Source organism: Flagellimonas algarum, assembly GCF_040513375.1.
GTDB lineage: Bacteria > Bacteroidota > Bacteroidia > Flavobacteriales > Flavobacteriaceae > Flagellimonas_B > Flagellimonas_B algarum.
This window is the reverse complement of sequence record NZ_JBEVTG010000002.1, coordinates 606,457-623,202: the sequence shown is the minus strand read 5'-3', so window position 1 is coordinate 623,202 and position 16,746 is coordinate 606,457. Positions and strand designations below refer to the sequence as shown.

At 48.0% G+C, this 16,746-nt stretch carries 19 protein-coding genes; 12 read left to right on the top strand and 7 right to left on the bottom strand.

Annotated elements, in window-relative coordinates; genetic code table 11:
• From ABV409_RS10085 to ribD, 3 genes are read right to left on the bottom strand one after another with little or no spacing between them, the layout of a single operon-like run.
• Complete coding sequence (locus ABV409_RS10085; RefSeq protein ID WP_353877462.1) at positions 1–864, bottom strand: EamA family transporter; 864 nt, start codon at positions 862–864, stop codon at positions 1–3.
• On the bottom strand, positions 857–1,465 hold the full coding sequence (locus ABV409_RS10080) for an HAD-IA family hydrolase (RefSeq protein WP_353877461.1): 609 nt from the start codon (positions 1,463–1,465) through the stop codon (positions 857–859). Before ABV409_RS10080 ends, ABV409_RS10085 begins: the two co-directional genes overlap by 8 nt.
• On the bottom strand, positions 1,443–2,507 hold the full coding sequence (ribD, locus tag ABV409_RS10075; RefSeq protein ID WP_353877460.1) for a bifunctional diaminohydroxyphosphoribosylaminopyrimidine deaminase/5-amino-6-(5-phosphoribosylamino)uracil reductase RibD: 1,065 nt from the start codon (positions 2,505–2,507) through the stop codon (positions 1,443–1,445). The genes ABV409_RS10080 and ribD overlap by 23 nt, the downstream gene beginning before the upstream one ends.
• Positions 2,508–2,544: 37 nt before the next feature.
• Here ribD and ABV409_RS10070 point away from each other — a divergent pair, with 37 nt between their 5' ends.
• From ABV409_RS10070 to ligA, 4 genes are read left to right on the top strand one after another with little or no spacing between them, the layout of a single operon-like run.
• Positions 2,545–3,021 (top strand): GNAT family N-acetyltransferase, encoded by a 477-nt coding sequence (locus tag ABV409_RS10070; protein WP_353877459.1) that lies wholly within the window; start codon positions 2,545–2,547, stop codon positions 3,019–3,021.
• A complete protein-coding gene (prmC, locus tag ABV409_RS10065; protein ID WP_353877458.1) occupies positions 3,021–3,884 on the top strand; it encodes a peptide chain release factor N(5)-glutamine methyltransferase in 864 nt (287 codons plus the stop codon). The genes ABV409_RS10070 and prmC overlap by 1 nt, the downstream gene beginning before the upstream one ends.
• Positions 3,885–3,887: 3 nt before the next feature.
• Positions 3,888–4,469: an LOG family protein gene (locus tag ABV409_RS10060; protein WP_353877457.1), complete on the top strand. Its 582-nt coding sequence runs from the start codon at positions 3,888–3,890 to the stop codon at positions 4,467–4,469.
• Positions 4,466–6,460, top strand: a complete 1,995-nt coding sequence (gene ligA, locus ABV409_RS10055) for an NAD-dependent DNA ligase LigA (protein WP_353877456.1) — start codon at positions 4,466–4,468, stop codon at positions 6,458–6,460. Before ABV409_RS10060 ends, ligA begins: the two co-directional genes overlap by 4 nt.
• On the opposite strand, the gene ABV409_RS10050 is transcribed toward ligA, so the two are convergent.
• Positions 6,426–7,475, bottom strand: coding sequence for a DUF3089 domain-containing protein (locus ABV409_RS10050; RefSeq protein WP_353877455.1), 1,050 nt, complete (start codon positions 7,473–7,475; stop codon positions 6,426–6,428). The two genes, ligA and ABV409_RS10050, sit on opposite strands and share 35 nt — an antisense overlap.
• A gap of 36 nt (positions 7,476–7,511) precedes the next feature.
• The gene (locus ABV409_RS10045) at positions 7,512–8,018 is read right to left on the bottom strand and encodes a DUF2306 domain-containing protein (protein WP_353877454.1); all 507 of its coding nucleotides are present in this window, start codon (positions 8,016–8,018) and stop codon (positions 7,512–7,514) included.
• Positions 8,019–8,165: 147 nt separating this feature from the next.
• On the opposite strand from ABV409_RS10045, the gene ABV409_RS10040 reads away from it, so the two are divergent.
• Positions 8,166–8,426, top strand: a complete 261-nt coding sequence (locus tag ABV409_RS10040) for a hypothetical protein (RefSeq protein ID WP_353877453.1) — start codon at positions 8,166–8,168, stop codon at positions 8,424–8,426.
• Between the two features lie 40 nt (positions 8,427–8,466).
• Here ABV409_RS10040 and ABV409_RS10035 read toward each other — a convergent pair whose 3' ends face one another.
• Positions 8,467–9,381 (bottom strand): bifunctional metallophosphatase/5'-nucleotidase, encoded by a 915-nt coding sequence (locus tag ABV409_RS10035; protein WP_353877452.1) that lies wholly within the window; start codon positions 9,379–9,381, stop codon positions 8,467–8,469.
• A gap of 1 nt (position 9,382) precedes the next feature.
• Entirely contained in the window at positions 9,383–10,090 is a 708-nt protein-coding gene (locus tag ABV409_RS10030) for a 5'-nucleotidase C-terminal domain-containing protein (RefSeq protein WP_353877451.1), read from the bottom strand.
• Between the two features lie 126 nt (positions 10,091–10,216).
• On the opposite strand from ABV409_RS10030, the gene ABV409_RS10025 reads away from it, so the two are divergent.
• From ABV409_RS10025 to recN, 7 genes are all read left to right on the top strand, one after another.
• Positions 10,217–10,750 (top strand): DUF6913 domain-containing protein, encoded by a 534-nt coding sequence (locus ABV409_RS10025; RefSeq protein ID WP_353877450.1) that lies wholly within the window; start codon positions 10,217–10,219, stop codon positions 10,748–10,750.
• Positions 10,747–11,646 (top strand): 4-hydroxy-tetrahydrodipicolinate synthase, encoded by a 900-nt coding sequence (gene dapA / locus ABV409_RS10020; protein WP_353877449.1) that lies wholly within the window; start codon positions 10,747–10,749, stop codon positions 11,644–11,646. Before ABV409_RS10025 ends, dapA begins: the two co-directional genes overlap by 4 nt.
• A gap of 102 nt (positions 11,647–11,748) precedes the next feature.
• A complete protein-coding gene (locus ABV409_RS10015; RefSeq protein ID WP_425590001.1) occupies positions 11,749–12,582 on the top strand; it encodes an outer membrane protein assembly factor BamD in 834 nt (277 codons plus the stop codon).
• A gap of 14 nt (positions 12,583–12,596) precedes the next feature.
• Positions 12,597–12,923 carry a DNA-directed RNA polymerase subunit omega gene (locus tag ABV409_RS10010; protein ID WP_353877447.1) on the top strand — a complete coding sequence of 109 codons (327 nt, stop codon included), beginning with the start codon at positions 12,597–12,599 and terminating at the stop codon, positions 12,921–12,923.
• Positions 12,924–14,132, top strand: a complete 1,209-nt coding sequence (coaBC, locus tag ABV409_RS10005) for a bifunctional phosphopantothenoylcysteine decarboxylase/phosphopantothenate--cysteine ligase CoaBC (RefSeq protein WP_353877446.1) — start codon at positions 12,924–12,926, stop codon at positions 14,130–14,132.
• A complete protein-coding gene (porD, locus tag ABV409_RS10000) occupies positions 14,125–15,015 on the top strand; it encodes a type IX secretion system protein PorD (protein WP_353877445.1) in 891 nt (296 codons plus the stop codon). Before coaBC ends, porD begins: the two co-directional genes overlap by 8 nt.
• 46 nt (positions 15,016–15,061) lie before the next feature.
• Complete coding sequence (recN, locus tag ABV409_RS09995) at positions 15,062–16,714, top strand: DNA repair protein RecN (RefSeq protein ID WP_353877444.1); 1,653 nt, start codon at positions 15,062–15,064, stop codon at positions 16,712–16,714.
• The last annotated feature ends 32 nt before the right edge of the window (positions 16,715–16,746 follow it).

The window sequence follows — 16,746 nt, the reverse complement described above, 5'->3', positions numbered from 1 at the left end:
TTAGAATAGGGCCACCAAGATGATACTGATTACGGCCAACACGATCCCGATCCAATTGCTTTTGATCATACGTTCTTTGAACAGTACGATACCCAACAAGGTGGAACACATGACAATGGCCACATTGTTCAAAGTGAAAATCGCTGCACTGGGCCAGCGGTCGTTTTGCAGTGCCCGCAACAAGAAGAATATGGAAAAGTAATTCGGCACCCCCAATGCGATACCACCCAAGATGTTTTTACCATTGAACTTGAGCGGTTGTCGAACTGCCCTAAACATAATGAACACCAACCCAGTGCAAGCAGCGGCAGCGAAAACCGTGGCTGAAAACAAAGGAAACTCCGCTTCCGATAAATGCCCTTGCTGAAAATACTTGATGGCCGTATCGATCGCCCCAGATCCCAAAAAGACCAAAACGGGCAAGACGAGGGTCGCTTTTGAAAAGGTGGGACTACCTTCTTTTACCGAAGCGAAATAGACGGCTGCCAACGCCATAAGAATACCGAAGACCTTAAAGAACGATAGCTGTTCGCCATAAATGAAAACCCCGAACAGAACCGGGAGCACCAGCGACATTTTGGTGGCAACGGAGGCAACGGAAACACCCGCTTGTTGTGACGTTTTCGCCATGATATTGAATACCAAGATGAACAATACCCCAAGCCCCAAAGTGCCTAGAAACCATGACGAATCCGTGATGCCATCGAAGGGGATGGGTGCTGCATAGAACAAGACTCCCGTCAAACAGGCCACCAAATAATTGACGATTATGGCATATAGGGTTTGGATGCGATATACCTCGAACAATTTAAAAATGACGAAGATCAGGCTGGAACAAAGGACGCTGAGCGCTAAATCAAACATCGAATCGCCCTTTAAGTTCGGTGACCTCTTCCTGTCCTACTTGAAGGTTCCACACTTGCAGTCCCAATTGCGAAGCCGTGTCCGTATTGTCTTTAGAATCATCGATGAACAGGGTTTCCCGTACCTCGAGCTGTTGCTCTTGCACAACGAATTCGAATATCTCGGCGTCGGGTTTGCGCATGCCCATTTCATAGGAGAGGTAGAAAAATTCGAAACAATTCTTAAAGCGCTCGAATTTCGCCCTACCCATCCGTTCCTTGACGCATTCGATATGGATGTCATTGGTATTGCTCAACAAAAACAGCCGATGTTGCCCGGTTTTGGCCAAGTCCACTATAAAATCGAGGCGATGATCTGGAAAGTCCTTTAAAATGGAGTTCCAGCCCGTAATCAGTTCCTCTTTGGTGGCAGTAGGGAAAAATCCATGCATACGCTCTAAGAACACCGATGTTGACACCAAGCCTTTTTCATAGGTATTGAACAAGTCCTGTTGGGCTGACGTTGGGCTATCGTACCCAAAATGCTTTAGCATGCGCAATGTTGCCGGTTTGTCTAAATCGATGAATATATCACCGAAATCAAAGATGATGTTCCTGATCATTGGTCAATACGGTTAGTCGGTCTTGTTTTAAATCCGTTTCTGAATGTACGGATCCTTTTATTTTTGGGGAAGGTTTCCCGGAGTGGAAAAGCACCGACCCCCTGAAAATCCGTGCTTCATCCCATAAACCAAGCGCTAGGAAACTTTGAAGCGTACTTGCCCCGCCTTCTACGATGAGGCTATGCAGTTGTAGTTTCCAAAGTTCGGTACAAAGGTTGGGTATGAATTCCGAATCGAAAGCCATTTTTTTGAATTGGGTACGGTCGGTCGAACGATCGGTTTGTTTTTCGGTGAAGATCAAGGTGTGTACTGAATCATCGAAAATATGCGATGCCATCGGGACCCGTAACTGGCGGTCCAATCCGATTCGTACGGGTGGTTGCCCCGCTACATGACGTACATCCAGCTTTGGGTCGTCATCGATTAAGGTCTGGGTACCCACTAAGATGGCTTGTTCTTCATGCCGCCATTGGTGCACCCATTGTCGAGACAAACTGTTGGTGATCCAAATCGGGCGACGTTCCGCGTCCTTAAGCTTGCGATCGGGTACCAGAAAACCATCTTGGCTTTCGGCCCATTTTAGGATGATATAAGGACGTCTTTTTTCAAAAGCCGTTAGAAACCTCCTGTGGTGCCAGCGGCATGCGTTCTCCATTACCCCGACGATGACCTCGACGCCGGCTTTCCGGAGTTTTTCGATACCGCGCCCCGCGACCTTTGGGTTGGGGTCTTGTAACCCGATGACCACTTTACGGATCCCTTTATCGATGATCATATCGCTACATGGCGGGGTTTTTCCGAAATGGGAACAGGGTTCCAAGGTGACATATAAGGTGGCTTCCTCCAAAATCGAAGTATCGGTCACACTGCGAATAGCATTGACTTCGGCGTGCGGCCCACCATGGGCACTGGTATAGCCTTCCCCGATGATACGATCTCGGTGAACGATACAGCAGCCGACCATCGGATTCGGTGCTGCCGAACCTAGGGCATTTTTACCCAATTCGATGGCCCGGAGCATGTATTTATCGCGTATCTTCACTCTGTAAAAGTAGCACTTAAAAACCCAATACGACAAGGTGGAGATCCGAACCATACAACCCGCCGACAATGAACAAGTTGCCACCTTGATCCGCTCCATTTTGGAAACCATGGGGGTGCCCAAGATCGGTACGGCTTATGCCGATGCCGCTTTGGATGATATGGCATTGACTTATTCGGTACCCAGTAGCATTTTCTATGTCGTTGAAGATCAAGAAGAGATCGTTGCTTGCGCCGGAATCGCTCCGTTGGCGGGTCATGACGGTTCGCTTTGTGAATTACAGAAAATGTATGTTGCCCCGAAAGCCCGCAGACAAGGTTTGGCTTCAGCACTATTAAGGAAGTGCATGAAGCAGGCCGTGGTTTTGGGTTTTAAGGGGTGTTATCTAGAGACCCTTCCCGATATGGAACCAGCGCAAAGGATGTATCGAAAGATGGGGTTCACTTACCTCGATACCCCTTTGGGAAAAACAGGGCACGACGCTTGTTCGGTGCGTATGCTCAAAACCTTTTGATGATGTTGTTGCGCGAGGTCAAGACCGTTTTCCTTTCCGAGTTACAAGCGATACTTCCAGAAGAAGAAATCCAATCCTGCTTCCATTTGTCGGTAGAACACCTGTTCGGCTATGCACGTTTTATTTTGGTACTTCGCCCTGATTTGGCCGTTACCGATGCCGAACTCCGACAACTTTTTGGGATTTTGGATCGACTGAAACGTAACGAACCCATACAATATATTTTAGGAGTCACCGAATTTATGGGGTACGACATCAAGGTCGATGCCCGTGTCCTTATTCCACGACCTGAAACCGAAGAATTGGTGCATTGGATCCTTGAAACCTGCGCAGAACGAAAAGCCGAGCCCTTACGCATCTTGGATATCGGAACAGGCAGTGGTTGTATCGCGATTGCCTTGGCCCATGCGTTGCCCAGTGCCAGGGTGTTCGCCCTGGATCGTTCCGAAGATGCTTTGGAAGTCGCGCGTGCCAACGCCAAGAGCCACCAGCTTGATATCACCTTCCTATCCCAAGATATCCTAGCCCCATTCGAAAGTCCCGAGGCCTTTGATCTTATCGTTTCAAACCCACCGTATGTTCGGGAGTCCGAAAAAAAGGAAATGGCCGACAATGTGTTGGAATTCGAGCCGAAACAGGCTTTGTACGTCCCGGATGCCGAACCGTTGTTGTTCTATGACGCCATCACCCGATTCGCAAAGCAACAACTGGCCCCTGAGGGTCATTTGTTTTTCGAGATCAATCAATATCTCGGGCAAGAAACCGAATCGATATTGTTGGAAAACGGCTTCGAAAACGTGGTATTGAAAACCGATATTTTTGGTAATTTTCGCATGTTGAAAGGGAGTATGACCAAATCGTAATCGATGCAGCACCTCGTGGTATTTTGTGGAAGCAATCCGGGCAATGATCCAGAATATGGAGCACAGGCTTTTGCCCTGGGTAAACAACTCGCCTTGACCGGTATCGGTTTGGTGTATGGCGGAGGCAAGGTCGGTCTCATGGGCAAGGTGGCCGAAGGAAGCCTGCAACATAGAGGAAAGGTGTTGGGGATCATCCCCGACTTTCTAAAACGGAAAGAAGTCCACCATGAAGGATTACAAGAATTGATCGTGGTCAAATCGATGCACGAGCGCAAATTATTGATGCACGAAAGATCGGACGGCATCGTGATGTTGCCTGGGGGATTCGGGACTTTTGAGGAGTTTTTCGAAATGTTGACCTGGGCCCAATTGGGATTGCACCAAAAGCCCATCGGAATTTTGAATACCTCTGGTTTTTTCAATGAACTGTTGGTTTTGTTTGATCAGATGGTTGCTAAGGGATTCGTAAAAAAGGTTCATAAAAACATGATCATCGTATCTGATGAACCAGAAGAGCTTTTAGCCAAAATGCAAGACTACCGCCCACGACACACCGATAAATGGATGAATAAAACACAACTATGACCACCGAATCCAAAATAAAGGCATTACGCGACGAACTGCGGGAACACAACCATCGTTATTATGTATTGGACGAGCCCTCTATTTCCGATTTCGAGTTCGATTCCAAGCTCAAAGCCCTGCAAGAGCTTGAACATGCCCATCCGGAATTTTTCGACCCGAATTCGCCTACCCAGCGGGTCGGGGGTGCCGTAACCAAAAACTTCGAGACCGTGGCCCATGGGCAACGCATGTATTCCTTGGACAATTCGTACAACAAGGAGGACCTACAGGATTGGGAAAAGCGTATCCAGCGTATTTTAGGGGATGTGCCCGTAGAATATACCTGTGAATTAAAGTATGATGGCGCCTCGATCAGTTTGAGCTACGAAAACGGGACATTGGTCAGGGCGGTTACCCGGGGCGATGGTTTCCAAGGAGATGACGTCACTGCGAATATCAAGACGATCAAGTCAGTACCCTTGCAATTGCAAGGGGATTATCCGGACGCATTCGACATCCGCGGTGAGATCATTTTGACCCTTGAAGGCTTCGCGAAAATGAACGAGGCCCGTGTGGCCAATGGGGAAGAACCTTACATGAACCCCCGAAATACCGCTTCGGGCAGTTTGAAACTGCAAGACAGTCAATTGGTCGCGCAACGTCCGCTCGAATGTTTGTTGTACAGTATCGTGGGCCGTGACCTGCCTATGGAATCACAGTTTGAGATGCTTGAAAAGGCCCGATCATGGGGGTTTAAGGTGCCGACTGTGGCGAAACATTGCCGGTCTATCGACGAGGTTTTGGAATTCGTCAACCATTGGGATGTCAAACGGCATGACCTCCCTTATGAAACCGATGGGGTCGTGATCAAAGTGAATCGGTTGCGGTATCAAGACGAACTCGGTCATACCGCCAAGGCCCCTCGATGGGCAATGGCCTATAAATTCAAGGCAGAGCAAGCTACCACCCGATTGAACGAGATCAGCTATCAGGTCGGTCGTACCGGGGCCATTACACCCGTAGCAAACCTCGAACCGGTCTTGTTGGCAGGTACTACGGTCAAGCGCGCCTCTTTACATAATGCGGATCAGATCGCGAAATTGGATATTCGCAAAGGGGATATCGTCTATGTGGAAAAAGGCGGTGAGATCATTCCAAAAATTACCGCGGTGGATCTTTCCAAACGACCCGAAACTTCCGAGCCAACGGTGTACATTACCCATTGTCCGGAGTGTGGTACCGAATTGATACGAAAGGAAGGGGAGGCCCAACATTTTTGCCCCAATGATACCGGGTGTCCGCCACAGATTACAGGTAGGATCCAACATTTCATTTCGCGAAAGGCCATGGATATCGAAGGCTTGGGCAGTGAGACGGTCGAGTTATTGTTCAATGAAGGCTTGATCCGGAACTATGCCGACCTCTATGAGTTGACGAAGGAATCCGTTATGCCTTTGGAACGTATGGCTGAAAAATCAGCCGAGAATTTGGTGCAAGGGGTCGCCGCCTCGAAAGCCATTCCTTTTGAACGGGTATTGTTCGCCTTGGGGATCCGCTACGTCGGGGAAACCGTTGCCAAAAAATTGGCACGGGCCTACAAAGGCATCGATGCCTTACGTAATGCAGACGTCGAAGCCCTTGTCGCCGTTGATGAAATCGGGGAGCGCATTGCTGAAAGTGTGGTGCAGTTCTTTTCGGATGACGCGAACAACGTTTTGGTCGATCGATTGAAAGGGTACGGACTACAGTTCGAATTATCACAAGAGGCCACTGCCGGCCAAACGGAATTGTTGAAAGGAAAGACCTTCGTGGTTTCAGGGGTTTTCGAAACCTTGGATCGCAATGCCCTTAAAAAGCGTATCGAAGATAATGGCGGTAAGGTCGGTTCTTCGATTTCTTCCAAAACATCCTATTTGGTAGCAGGTGACAAAATGGGGCCTAGTAAACGTGCCAAAGCCGAAAACCTTGGGGTGCCGATTATTTCTGAGCAGGATTTTCTCGCGATGCTTTGACTTCACGCTCCAAGTAGCGCATTACACGAAATGCCGCATTCTCTTTGATGTTCTGGTAATAGAAATTGATGTCGGCGATGTGGTAATTTTTTCGGGTCAATAAAAAACTCCACGGAAACCGGGGCTTATTCGCCCAAAGGATGCCTTGATGGGCCTGGGCGTCTACCCGCTGTTCCAACACCTGGTCGAAATTTCGGAGCACTGCCCCCGTATTGGCGGATTTGGGCACGTACTCCGAGTCGATTTTCCAGCTTAGCGGATTGGTCACCAAAATGCTATCTCCCAACGCCCGGTCTTTGGGCAGGTAACCCCTTTTGAACGTGCGCCATGAAATCGAACAACCAAGGTCGTCTTTGTCAGAACACGGCTTGATGTGTTCAAAATAAGTTTTCGGAAGGGGTAGGCCGATGAGATAAGCGGCGACCAATTGACCTTGTAAAGGGGTGCCGTCGAAAAACTCCTTGACCAACGGTGCGCCATGAGTGGTTCCTTGACTGTGGCCGGCAATGATGATCGGCCGCCCTTCGTTATAGTGCTTTAAGTAGTATTCGAAAGCCTGTTTCACATCCGAATAGGCCAGGGCGAAAGCTTTCTTGGCCGATGCGGTATCCGCAGTACGATAACTGACCAAATGGGCTTGACGGTATCTGGGGGCGAAAACCCTTCCGCTACGATTGAAGGCCGTCGCTTGGAATTTGATGGTCGAATTGTCGATCCGTTCGTTCAATTCGATGTTATCCAATCGCGGGTTCCATGGCAGGTCTTTGCCCCGATCGTTATATATGGTCGGATGGATAAAGAATACGTCGGCTTCTAAAACTCCGGAAGATGTCCCGTCCTTACCAGGAACGAGGTCCGCATTGTCCGATGTTTCGGGATGGGCGGCCCAATTTGACAAATTTGAGTAATCAACAGTGGTCGGTTCGGGTTGCGTGAAACCGGAAACGGGACCATAAGTGCCACAGCTACCCATGAAAAGGACCACAAAGCCCAGCACGGAAAAGGTTTTGTTCATATGGCCTAATTTAGAAAATCTTGCGATGTTCTCGGCTTAGTGCTCGAATTTTGACCAATCCGATCGCTTACGTTTCATAAGATATACCCCGAAACCCATCATGATGAAAATCGACACCCCGACCAAACCAAAGAAAATTGGCAAAATCGTTCGGTCTTTGATGACAAGGGGAGGGATTCGGGTCAGGATCTCGGCAAGGAAGGCCCCGTAAAGCCCCACGACCGACCAATACATAAAGTTATAGTGCAAGGCGATATACCCTTTAGGCCGTTTTCGTAGCACGGGCACCATGCCAGCCAATAGCGTCACCGAGCTTAGTATGGAAAAGGCATGGAAGATCCCAAAGCCACCGAACAGGTTGTACATGAAGAAAGAAGTGGCCAACATAACGACCATGGAGAAACTGTAGGCATAGCCAAGTTGTTTATGTCGCCTATCACCTTTTCGGGTAGCGAGTACCCAAGTGCCGAGCACCAAGGCCAAACTAGCAGCGATGGTATGTACCAAACCGGTGGTATCACTGATCAAATGTTCAAAAGCCATAAGTTGCGGTTTTGTTGGGATGAAAGTAGCGGACTTCAAGGTCCGACACCAAAAACAAAGACCGACTTGTTGGAATCAATGACTGAATCGTAATTTTGGCATATGGATATTCCACGCAGTTTTTCCGCTTTTGAAACGAGTTTAAGTATGGAACGACCACCCCATGATTGGCCTTTGGAACTAAAGTCGCTTTGGTTTGATGCCAAAGCGGATTGGCCAAGCGCCCATCGTTTGGTCGATCAAGAGGTCGGCCCAATGGCGATGGCCATCCATGCCTACTTGCACCGCAAGGAAGGGGATGCCATGAACGCTGCTTACTGGTATCGACGGGCAGGGCGATCGACGCCGAAACTTTCTTTAGCTGAAGAACACCGATTATTGGTCCATGAAATGATCGCACTTCAATAAAGACAATACGGTGCCCGGAGCGCTACAATGTATTGGATGGTCAAACCGTGATCTTCACCGCATCCGTACCGGTTTTGGCGCCATTTTCAAAGAAGAAATCGATGCGGCCCAGATTGATTCCATAACAACCAACTTGATTGACCAGCACCGAATCGCCATTACGGTTGCTATGAACCGACGGGCGCTCTAAAAAGGTATGGGTATGGCCACCGATAATCACATCGGTATGTGCGGTTTTGGTGGCCAAGGTGACGTCATCCGGTTTATTGGGGTTCCCTCGGTAATCATAACCTAAATGGGAAAGACAAATGACCAGATCACATGATTCGGATTCTTTCAAATGCTTTTCGGTATCGATAGCGATTTCATAAGGGTCCAAATAGCGGGTTTCTTTGCTCAATCGTTGTGGGACGAGCCCTGAAAGTTGAATGCCCAGACCATAGACCCCGATCTTGATGCCCTGGCGCATGAAGATCTTATAGGGGTGTACGATACCGTCCAAGACCGTGTTTGAAAAATCGTAATTCGCCGAGAGCAAATCGAAGGTCGCATGGGGTACTTGGGCCAACAGGCCGTCGATCCCATTGTCGAAATCGTGGTTTCCGATGGTGGCCGCATCGTACTTTAATTTACTCATCAACTTGAATTCCAATTCACCCCCGTAGAAATTGAAATAAGGGGTTCCTTGAAAGATGTCGCCGGCATCGAGCAATAAGGTGTTCGGATTTTCTTGTCGGATCTTGGCGACCAATGTGGCCCTTCTTGCCAAACCGCCCAAATTCGCAAACCTTGAATGGTCGCTCGGAAAAGGATCGATATGGCTGTGCACATCATTGGTGTGCAAAATGGTTATCCGTTGCTGCGAAGGTCCGGCACACGCTTGCATGGCAACACCGTTGACCCCTAAAAATGCGGTTCCGGCCGCGGCCTTCTTTAAAAAATGTCTTCGTTCCATATTAACGCAGTTGGATGAACCGATCATCAACTTCGGCGATGAGGGTGTCCACTTTCTTGAAATAGTCGATCATGGCATTGCGCAACAGATAATCCGTAGCATGCACGGAATCCTTTTGTTTGAAAAAACCGATGCGTTCGCCACCTTGAATGAGATAATCCGTACTGGCCACGTAATAGGTGCGATTGGGATCCAAGGGCTCCCCTTTGATCTTTAGGGATCCCACCGTGCCATCTGCTTGGAGTTGCAATTGCATACCGGAAATAGGGTGCGCCCGTTTTGAACGGGATAAAAATCCTACCAATTCCAATACGGCGTCCCCAGACATTTCCGCCACCTCAATGAAATTTTCAAAGGGCATCAATTGATAGGCGGTACGCGCATTCACTTTACCTTTCGAAACAATGGACCGAATGCCACCGTGGTTCAAGACCACAAAATCGATGGCATGACCCGTTCTAGCTTCAAATATCGGACTTGCCTGGATGTCTACGATATCCGCCATGAGGTTTCCGATACTGCTGTTCAAATCCCCATCATCTTTGGTCAAGGGTTTTGGGGCATAGGCCAACGTACTGTCGAGAATGGTATTGATGCGGTTTCGAAACGGAGCGACCATGGCATCAATACTTTCCGTTGCCGAAATGGTGGAATCAATGCTGATTTGGTTACCCGTAACCTCGGACAACTGTTTTTTATCGGCACCCACACAGGAGGATAAAACGAGTATTGTTATAAATAAAACAATTTGTTTGTTTTTTAAAAAGACCATGACGCCTAACTTCGTATTCGAATGGAGTGATATTAATTACATTTGTAAAAATGCACAATTAATATGGTATTCAAAGCCATTCAGGATAAATTTAAAGTAAAATCGGGTCTTAAGTTTTTAGAGGACGAACTCGCGAAGCCGAGAGACACCAGAACCGGAAAAAAAGGAATCCATTCCTTGGGCTGTATCGTCGATTTGGATCAGTTCGAGACGCCGGATGCCTTTTATGAATTGCGTCAAGAGCTATCGCTACGGCCCAATGCCATCCAATTGATCGGTTATCACAAGAACCACGACAAGAATTCCCCATTTGCCGTGCAATTTTATACCGATCGTGACTTGGGTTGGAACGGGTCGATAGAGAATGGCTATGTCGCTGAATTCACCGGCCGTGAATATGACGTATTGATCAGTTACTACGCCCAAGATCGATTGCTGTTGCATTTGTTGACAGCCAAGACCAAAGCGAGGATCAAGGTCGGTTTCGGTGCCGTTGACGCCAAGTTCAACGATTTGATCATGAACATGCCGATCAGTGATTTTACTTCGTTTAAACAAGAATTGAAAAAGTATTTAAAAATTTTGAACGAGATATGAGTACGACCCAGAAGTTAGTAGGAACAGGAGTGGCCTTGGTCACCCCATTCGATGCAAATGGCGCGATCGATGTGTCGGCACTTCAGGCCTTGGTCGAACATGTGCTGGATGGTGGCGTTGATTATTTGGTAGCCTTGGGAACAACGGCCGAATCCGTAACCCTGACCGCAGAAGAGAAACGCTTGGTCATGCAGACGATTTCACTGGTCAACGCCGGGCGATTGCCCTTGGTCGTAGGGGTAGGGGGTAACAATACCCACGCTGTGGTCAAAGAACTGCAATCCATGGATATCATGGATTACGAGTTCATTTTATCGGTATCCCCATGCTATAACAAACCGACACAGGAGGGGATTTACCGTCATTTCCGGGAATTGTCGTTGCATTCACCTTTACCGATCATTCTTTATAACGTTCCTTCGCGCACTGGTAGCAACATGCTACCCGAAACGACATTAAGGTTGGCCCGCGATTTCGAAAATATCGTTGCTATCAAGGAAGCCTGCGCCGATTCGCTACAGATCGATGGGATATTACAACATAAGCCCGATGGGTTCTTGGTGATTTCAGGAGATGATTTCACAGCCTTACCCACTGTTTTGGCAGGTGGTTCAGGGGTCATCTCGGTTTTGGGCCAGGCGTTGCCCGATGCCTTTTCGAACATGATCGATCTCGCCTTGCGGGGTGAATCCGAACCGGCCTATGCCATCCATCAATCACTATTGAACGGAATGCACTTGGCTTTTGAAGAGGGCAACCCTGCCGGGGTGAAGGCTTTTTTGGCACAGCTCGGTATAGGCGGTCTTCAAGTGCGCTTGCCCTTGGTTGCGGCCAGTAAGGAACTGACCCAACGGATCGGCAGTTTTCTTGGCACCTTACAGCAAGTTGGGGCGTAGACGTTAAAACTTAGCTAAAACTCGCTGCAAGCCCTAGATTGGGGCGGTTTTATCATTTAATTTACATTTTTAAAATCCGGTGATAATCACTAATTTTGCAAAATGTTTTTGAAAATGAGGTCGTTCGGCGCAATTGTTTTTTCCCTGCTCTTTTTAGTTTCTTGTAACGAGTACCAAAAGGTCCTCAAAAACGAGGATGTGAAGGCGAAATACGATTTGGCCGAGAAATACTACAACGAGGGCGATTACAAACGAGCTAAACGCCTGTTCGAACAAATCGCACCACGTTACGTGGGCAAGCCCCAAGGAGAACGGGTGATGTTCTTCTTTGCCGATTCGTATTTCAAATCGGGGGACTACTACTTGTCAGGATACCAATTCGAACGTTTTATCAAGTCTTACCCCAAGAGCGACAAATTGCAAGACGCCCTTTTCTTAGAGGCCAAAAGCTACTACCTGCTCTCACCGAGGTACTCCCTTGATCAGACCGACACCAATAAAGCTTTGGGTAAACTACAGAATTTCATCAATACCTATCCGGAGTCCGAATTGTTTGCCGAAGCCAATGACATGGCGCAGGAGTTGACCACGAAGAAGCAAAAGAAGGAGATAGAGATTGCCAAGCAATTCGATAAGATCGGGGAATTCAACTTTCCGATTTTGGTTTCGGCCATTGCCGCATTGAATAATTTCATTGCCGACAATCCGGGTTCGAGTTTTCGCGAAGATGCTTTTTACTACCGTGCTAAGGCCGCCGCTAGCTTGGCCCAAAACAGTACGGAACAACGAAAAAAGGAACGCTACGAAGAAGCCAACGAATATTACCAAGCCTTGATGAAGTCGTATCCAGAGACCAAGTTTTCAAGACAAGCCGCGAACCTGTACAAACGCATTAAACGCGAATTGGACATCAAGGAAGAAGAAGTTTCAAAATAATAACACCTGTTTTTATGAATGATCTAAAAAACACCAACGCTCCGGTATCGACCGTGACCCACAACCGCAACGAGTTCGATAGCAAGACCGACAACATTTACGAAGCGATTTCCATTGCTTCCAAAAGGGCGATCCAAATCAATTCCGAAATCAAAAAGGAGTTGTTGGAGAAACTGGAGGAATTCGCCACCTACAGTGACAGCCTTGAGGAGGTTTTCGAGAACAAAGAACAGATTGAAGTTTCCAAGTTCTACGAAAAGCTTCCGAAGCCTCATGCTTTGGCCGTTCAAGAATGGCTTGAGGACAAAATCTACCATAGAAATACCGAGAAAGACGCCTAGATGCTTAGCGGAAAAAATATCCTTTTGGGTGTCACCGGGGGGATTGCCGCTTACAAGACGAGCTTTCTTGTCAGGTTATTGATCAAAGCCGGTGCCAACGTCAAGGTCATCATGACGCAAAGTGCCGGCTCTTTCGTTTCCCCACTCACCCTTTCGACACTTTCCAAACAGCCTGTTTTGATGGATTTCATCAATCAGGAAGATGGAAGCCTATCCTGGAACAACCATGTGGAACTCGGACTTTGGGCCGACCTGTTCTTAGTCGCGCCGGCTACGGCGAACACCTTGTCGAAAATGGCGAATGGGACCTGTGACAACCTTTTGATGGCCACCTATCTTTCGGCAAAATGCCCGGTGTATTTCGCTCCGGCCATGGATCTGGACATGTACAAGCATCCATCGACCCGGACCAGTATGCAAACTTTGGAGTCGTTCGGCAATGTGATGATACCGGCAGAATCAGGGGAGTTGGCCAGCGGACTCTCAGGGGAGGGGCGAATGGCCGAACCTGAGAATATCATGGCCTTTTTGAACGACCATTTGGCTACGGGCCTACCCTTGTCGAACAAGCAGGTTTTGATAACCGCGGGCCCCACCTATGAGGCCTTGGACCCCGTGAGGTTTTTGGGCAATCGTTCTTCAGGAACCATGGGTTTTGAATTGGCCAAGCGTGCCGCCGAAATAGGAGCGCGTGTGCACTTGGTGTCAGGCCCGACGGCGCTATCGGTACATCATCCGAACATCGAATTGACCCGTGTTGAATCAGCTGCTGAAATGTACGAAGCCGTACACGCGGTCTATACAGAGATGGACATCGTCATCAGTGCGGCTGCCGTAGCCGATTACCGACCCAAGACCGTTGCCAAGGAAAAAATCAAAAAGAAACCCGACGGTGCCATGCAAATCGAAATGGAGCGCACCCAAGATATCTTAAAGTCGCTGGGCGAATTGAAAAAGGACCAATTTTTGGTCGGCTTCGCGCTCGAGACCGAAAACGAACTCGAAAATGCCAAAGGCAAGCTCACACGAAAGAACCTTGATGCCATCGTGTTGAACTCATTACGTGATGCAGGGGCCGGCTTCGGTGGGTCGACCAATAAAATCACCTTTATAGACAAGAAATCGACCGAGAAAACGTTTGAACTAAAAACCAAAGCTGAGGTTGCGGCCGATATTTGGGAAGAAATCATACAACGTTTGGATGCTTAAGGTACGTTTCGCCATATTGGCCCTATTGATCGCTTCGTTTTCACGGGCCCAGGAATTGAATAGCGAGGTAACTGTCAATTCCGATCAAATCGGGCAGACCAACCAGCAAATTTTCCAGACCCTCGAACGATCGCTCAACGATTTCATCAACAAGAACAAATGGACCAATCGGGTATTTGCCGAAAACGAACGGATCAACGCCCGTTTTTTCATTACGGTGACCAGCTATGAATCGGACCGTTTTGAGGCCACCCTCCAAGTGCAGTCTTCACGCCCCGTATTCAATACGAGTTATGAGTCACCGGTGTTCAATTACAAAGACAACGCATTTAATTTCCAATATCAAGAATTCGAACCTTTGGTCTACAATCCGAATTCCTTCGATTCGAACCTGGTCGCGGTCATTTCGTACTACGTGTATATCCTTATCGGGCTTGATGCCGATACCTTTTCGCTTCAAGGAGGTGACGAGTATTTCAGATTGGCGCAAAATATCGTAACCCAAGCCCAAGGAAGCAATTTCGGGGGATGGGCCCAGGAGACTGGCGAACGCACCCGTTTCGAACTCGTCGACAACTTATTATCGAATACCTTTCGCGAATACCGATTGGCCATGTACAATTACCATAGAAAAGGATTGGATATCCTCGGTGATAACAATAGTACGGGCAAACAGGTGATCGCCGGCAGCTTGCGACTTTTTGAAACCTTGATCAAACGCAGGCCGAATGCCTTTTTGATCCAGACGTTTTTTGATGCCAAATCGGAAGAAATCCAGAACATCTTTTCAGACGGTCCCAAGATCGATATCGTAAAGCTGAAAGAAAGCCTGAACAAAGTGGCACCTTTCTATTCGAGTACTTGGAATGCGATTACCTATTGAATGTTTTGAATATCGTATATCTTTGGGCTTCTAATAAGAAGTCACTTTGCTTACCCAACTTGTTATAAAGAATTACGCCCTGATTGATGACATCGATGTCAGCTTCGATTCAGGTTTTACGACCATTACCGGTGAAACTGGAGCGGGAAAGTCGATTTTATTAGGGGCCTTGTCCTTGGTTTTGGGCAAACGCGCCGATCTTTCAGCCTTGAAGGACAACACCAATAAATGTGTGGTCGAAGCTAGTTTTTCAATCGACGATTATGGCATCACTTCATTTTTTGAAGACTACGACCTCGACTTCGAATCATTGACCTTGCTGCGGCGCGAGATCCTTCCTTCCGGTAAATCAAGGGCATTTATCAATGACACTCCGGTAACCCTTGATGTGCTTTCGCGTTTGGGCGGATTTTTGGTCGATGTACATTCCCAACACCAAACCTTGCAGCTCACTGAAAATGACTTCCAGTTTAAGGTGATCGATGCCATGGCCGGCAATACCGATTCCCTAGAAGCATATGCCAAGGTCAGAACGGCTTACGAGACTGCCCGCAAGGAGTTGGAACGCTTGGTGTCGCAACAAGCCGAGGCCACCAAAGAACACGACTATAATAGCTTTTTGTTGAATGAATTGACCAATACCCAATTGGCAATCGGGATGCAGGAGACTTTAGAAGAAGAATACGAACGGTTGAACAATGTGGGTAACCTTCAGGAACAACATGCCCAAGCCGATCAATTGCTGAACGATGGGCAAATCGGGATTTTAAACCTATTGGGTGCTTTGCAACAACTTTCAAGACGTTTGGCGAATTTCGGCAAACGGTATCAAGAACTTGATGAACGCATGCAATCGGTTGTCATCGAGTTCGGTGATTGGGCGAACGAGCTGCAGCAATTGGAAGATGGTATTGAGGCGAATCCCCAACGTTTGGAGGAGGTTAACGGCAAATTGCAGCTGCTCCACGATTTGATGAAAAAACATCAAGTAGCCACTGTCGAAGAACTCATGGCCATTGAGAACCAGTTGGCTGAAAAAGTTGATCTTAGCGAGAACATCGAAGCGAAGATCCAAGCCCAGCATCAAGAAGTCGAACGTTTGGAAGGCCAATTGGATTCAGCCGCTACGGGCCTGCATAAAGCGCGGAAAAAGGTACTACCTTCCTTAATGGGGTATCTTGGTGGACAACTCGGGCAGTTGGGCATGCCATCGGCGAGTTTCCAGATCGAATTGTATCCTTCGCAAACGTTCAAGTCCAATGGAAAGGATGAACTTTCATTTTTGTTCTCGGCCAATAAAGGCATGCCGTTCGGACCACTTCGAAAAGTAGCTTCGGGAGGCGAACTATCGCGGATCATGTTGGCCATCAAGGCTTTGTTGGCCAAGCATGAACAGCTACCTACCTTGATGTTCGATGAAATCGATACCGGGGTTTCCGGAGAAATATCGAACCGTATGGGTGAGATCATGCGTGACATGGGGGATCAGATGCAGGTCTTTTCCATTACCCACTTACCCCAAGTGGCTTCAAAGGGCAAACAACAATTCAAGGTGTACAAGATCGAGTCTGGCGATACCACGACCACCCATATGAAAAAATTGGACGGCGAGGCCCGGGTTGAGGAGTTGGCCGAGATGTTGGGAGGCAAGAATCTATCCGGTTCGGCCTTGGCCCATGCGAAGCAACTTTTGCAATGAGCACATGTCAAAATTGAATATCTTTGCCACTT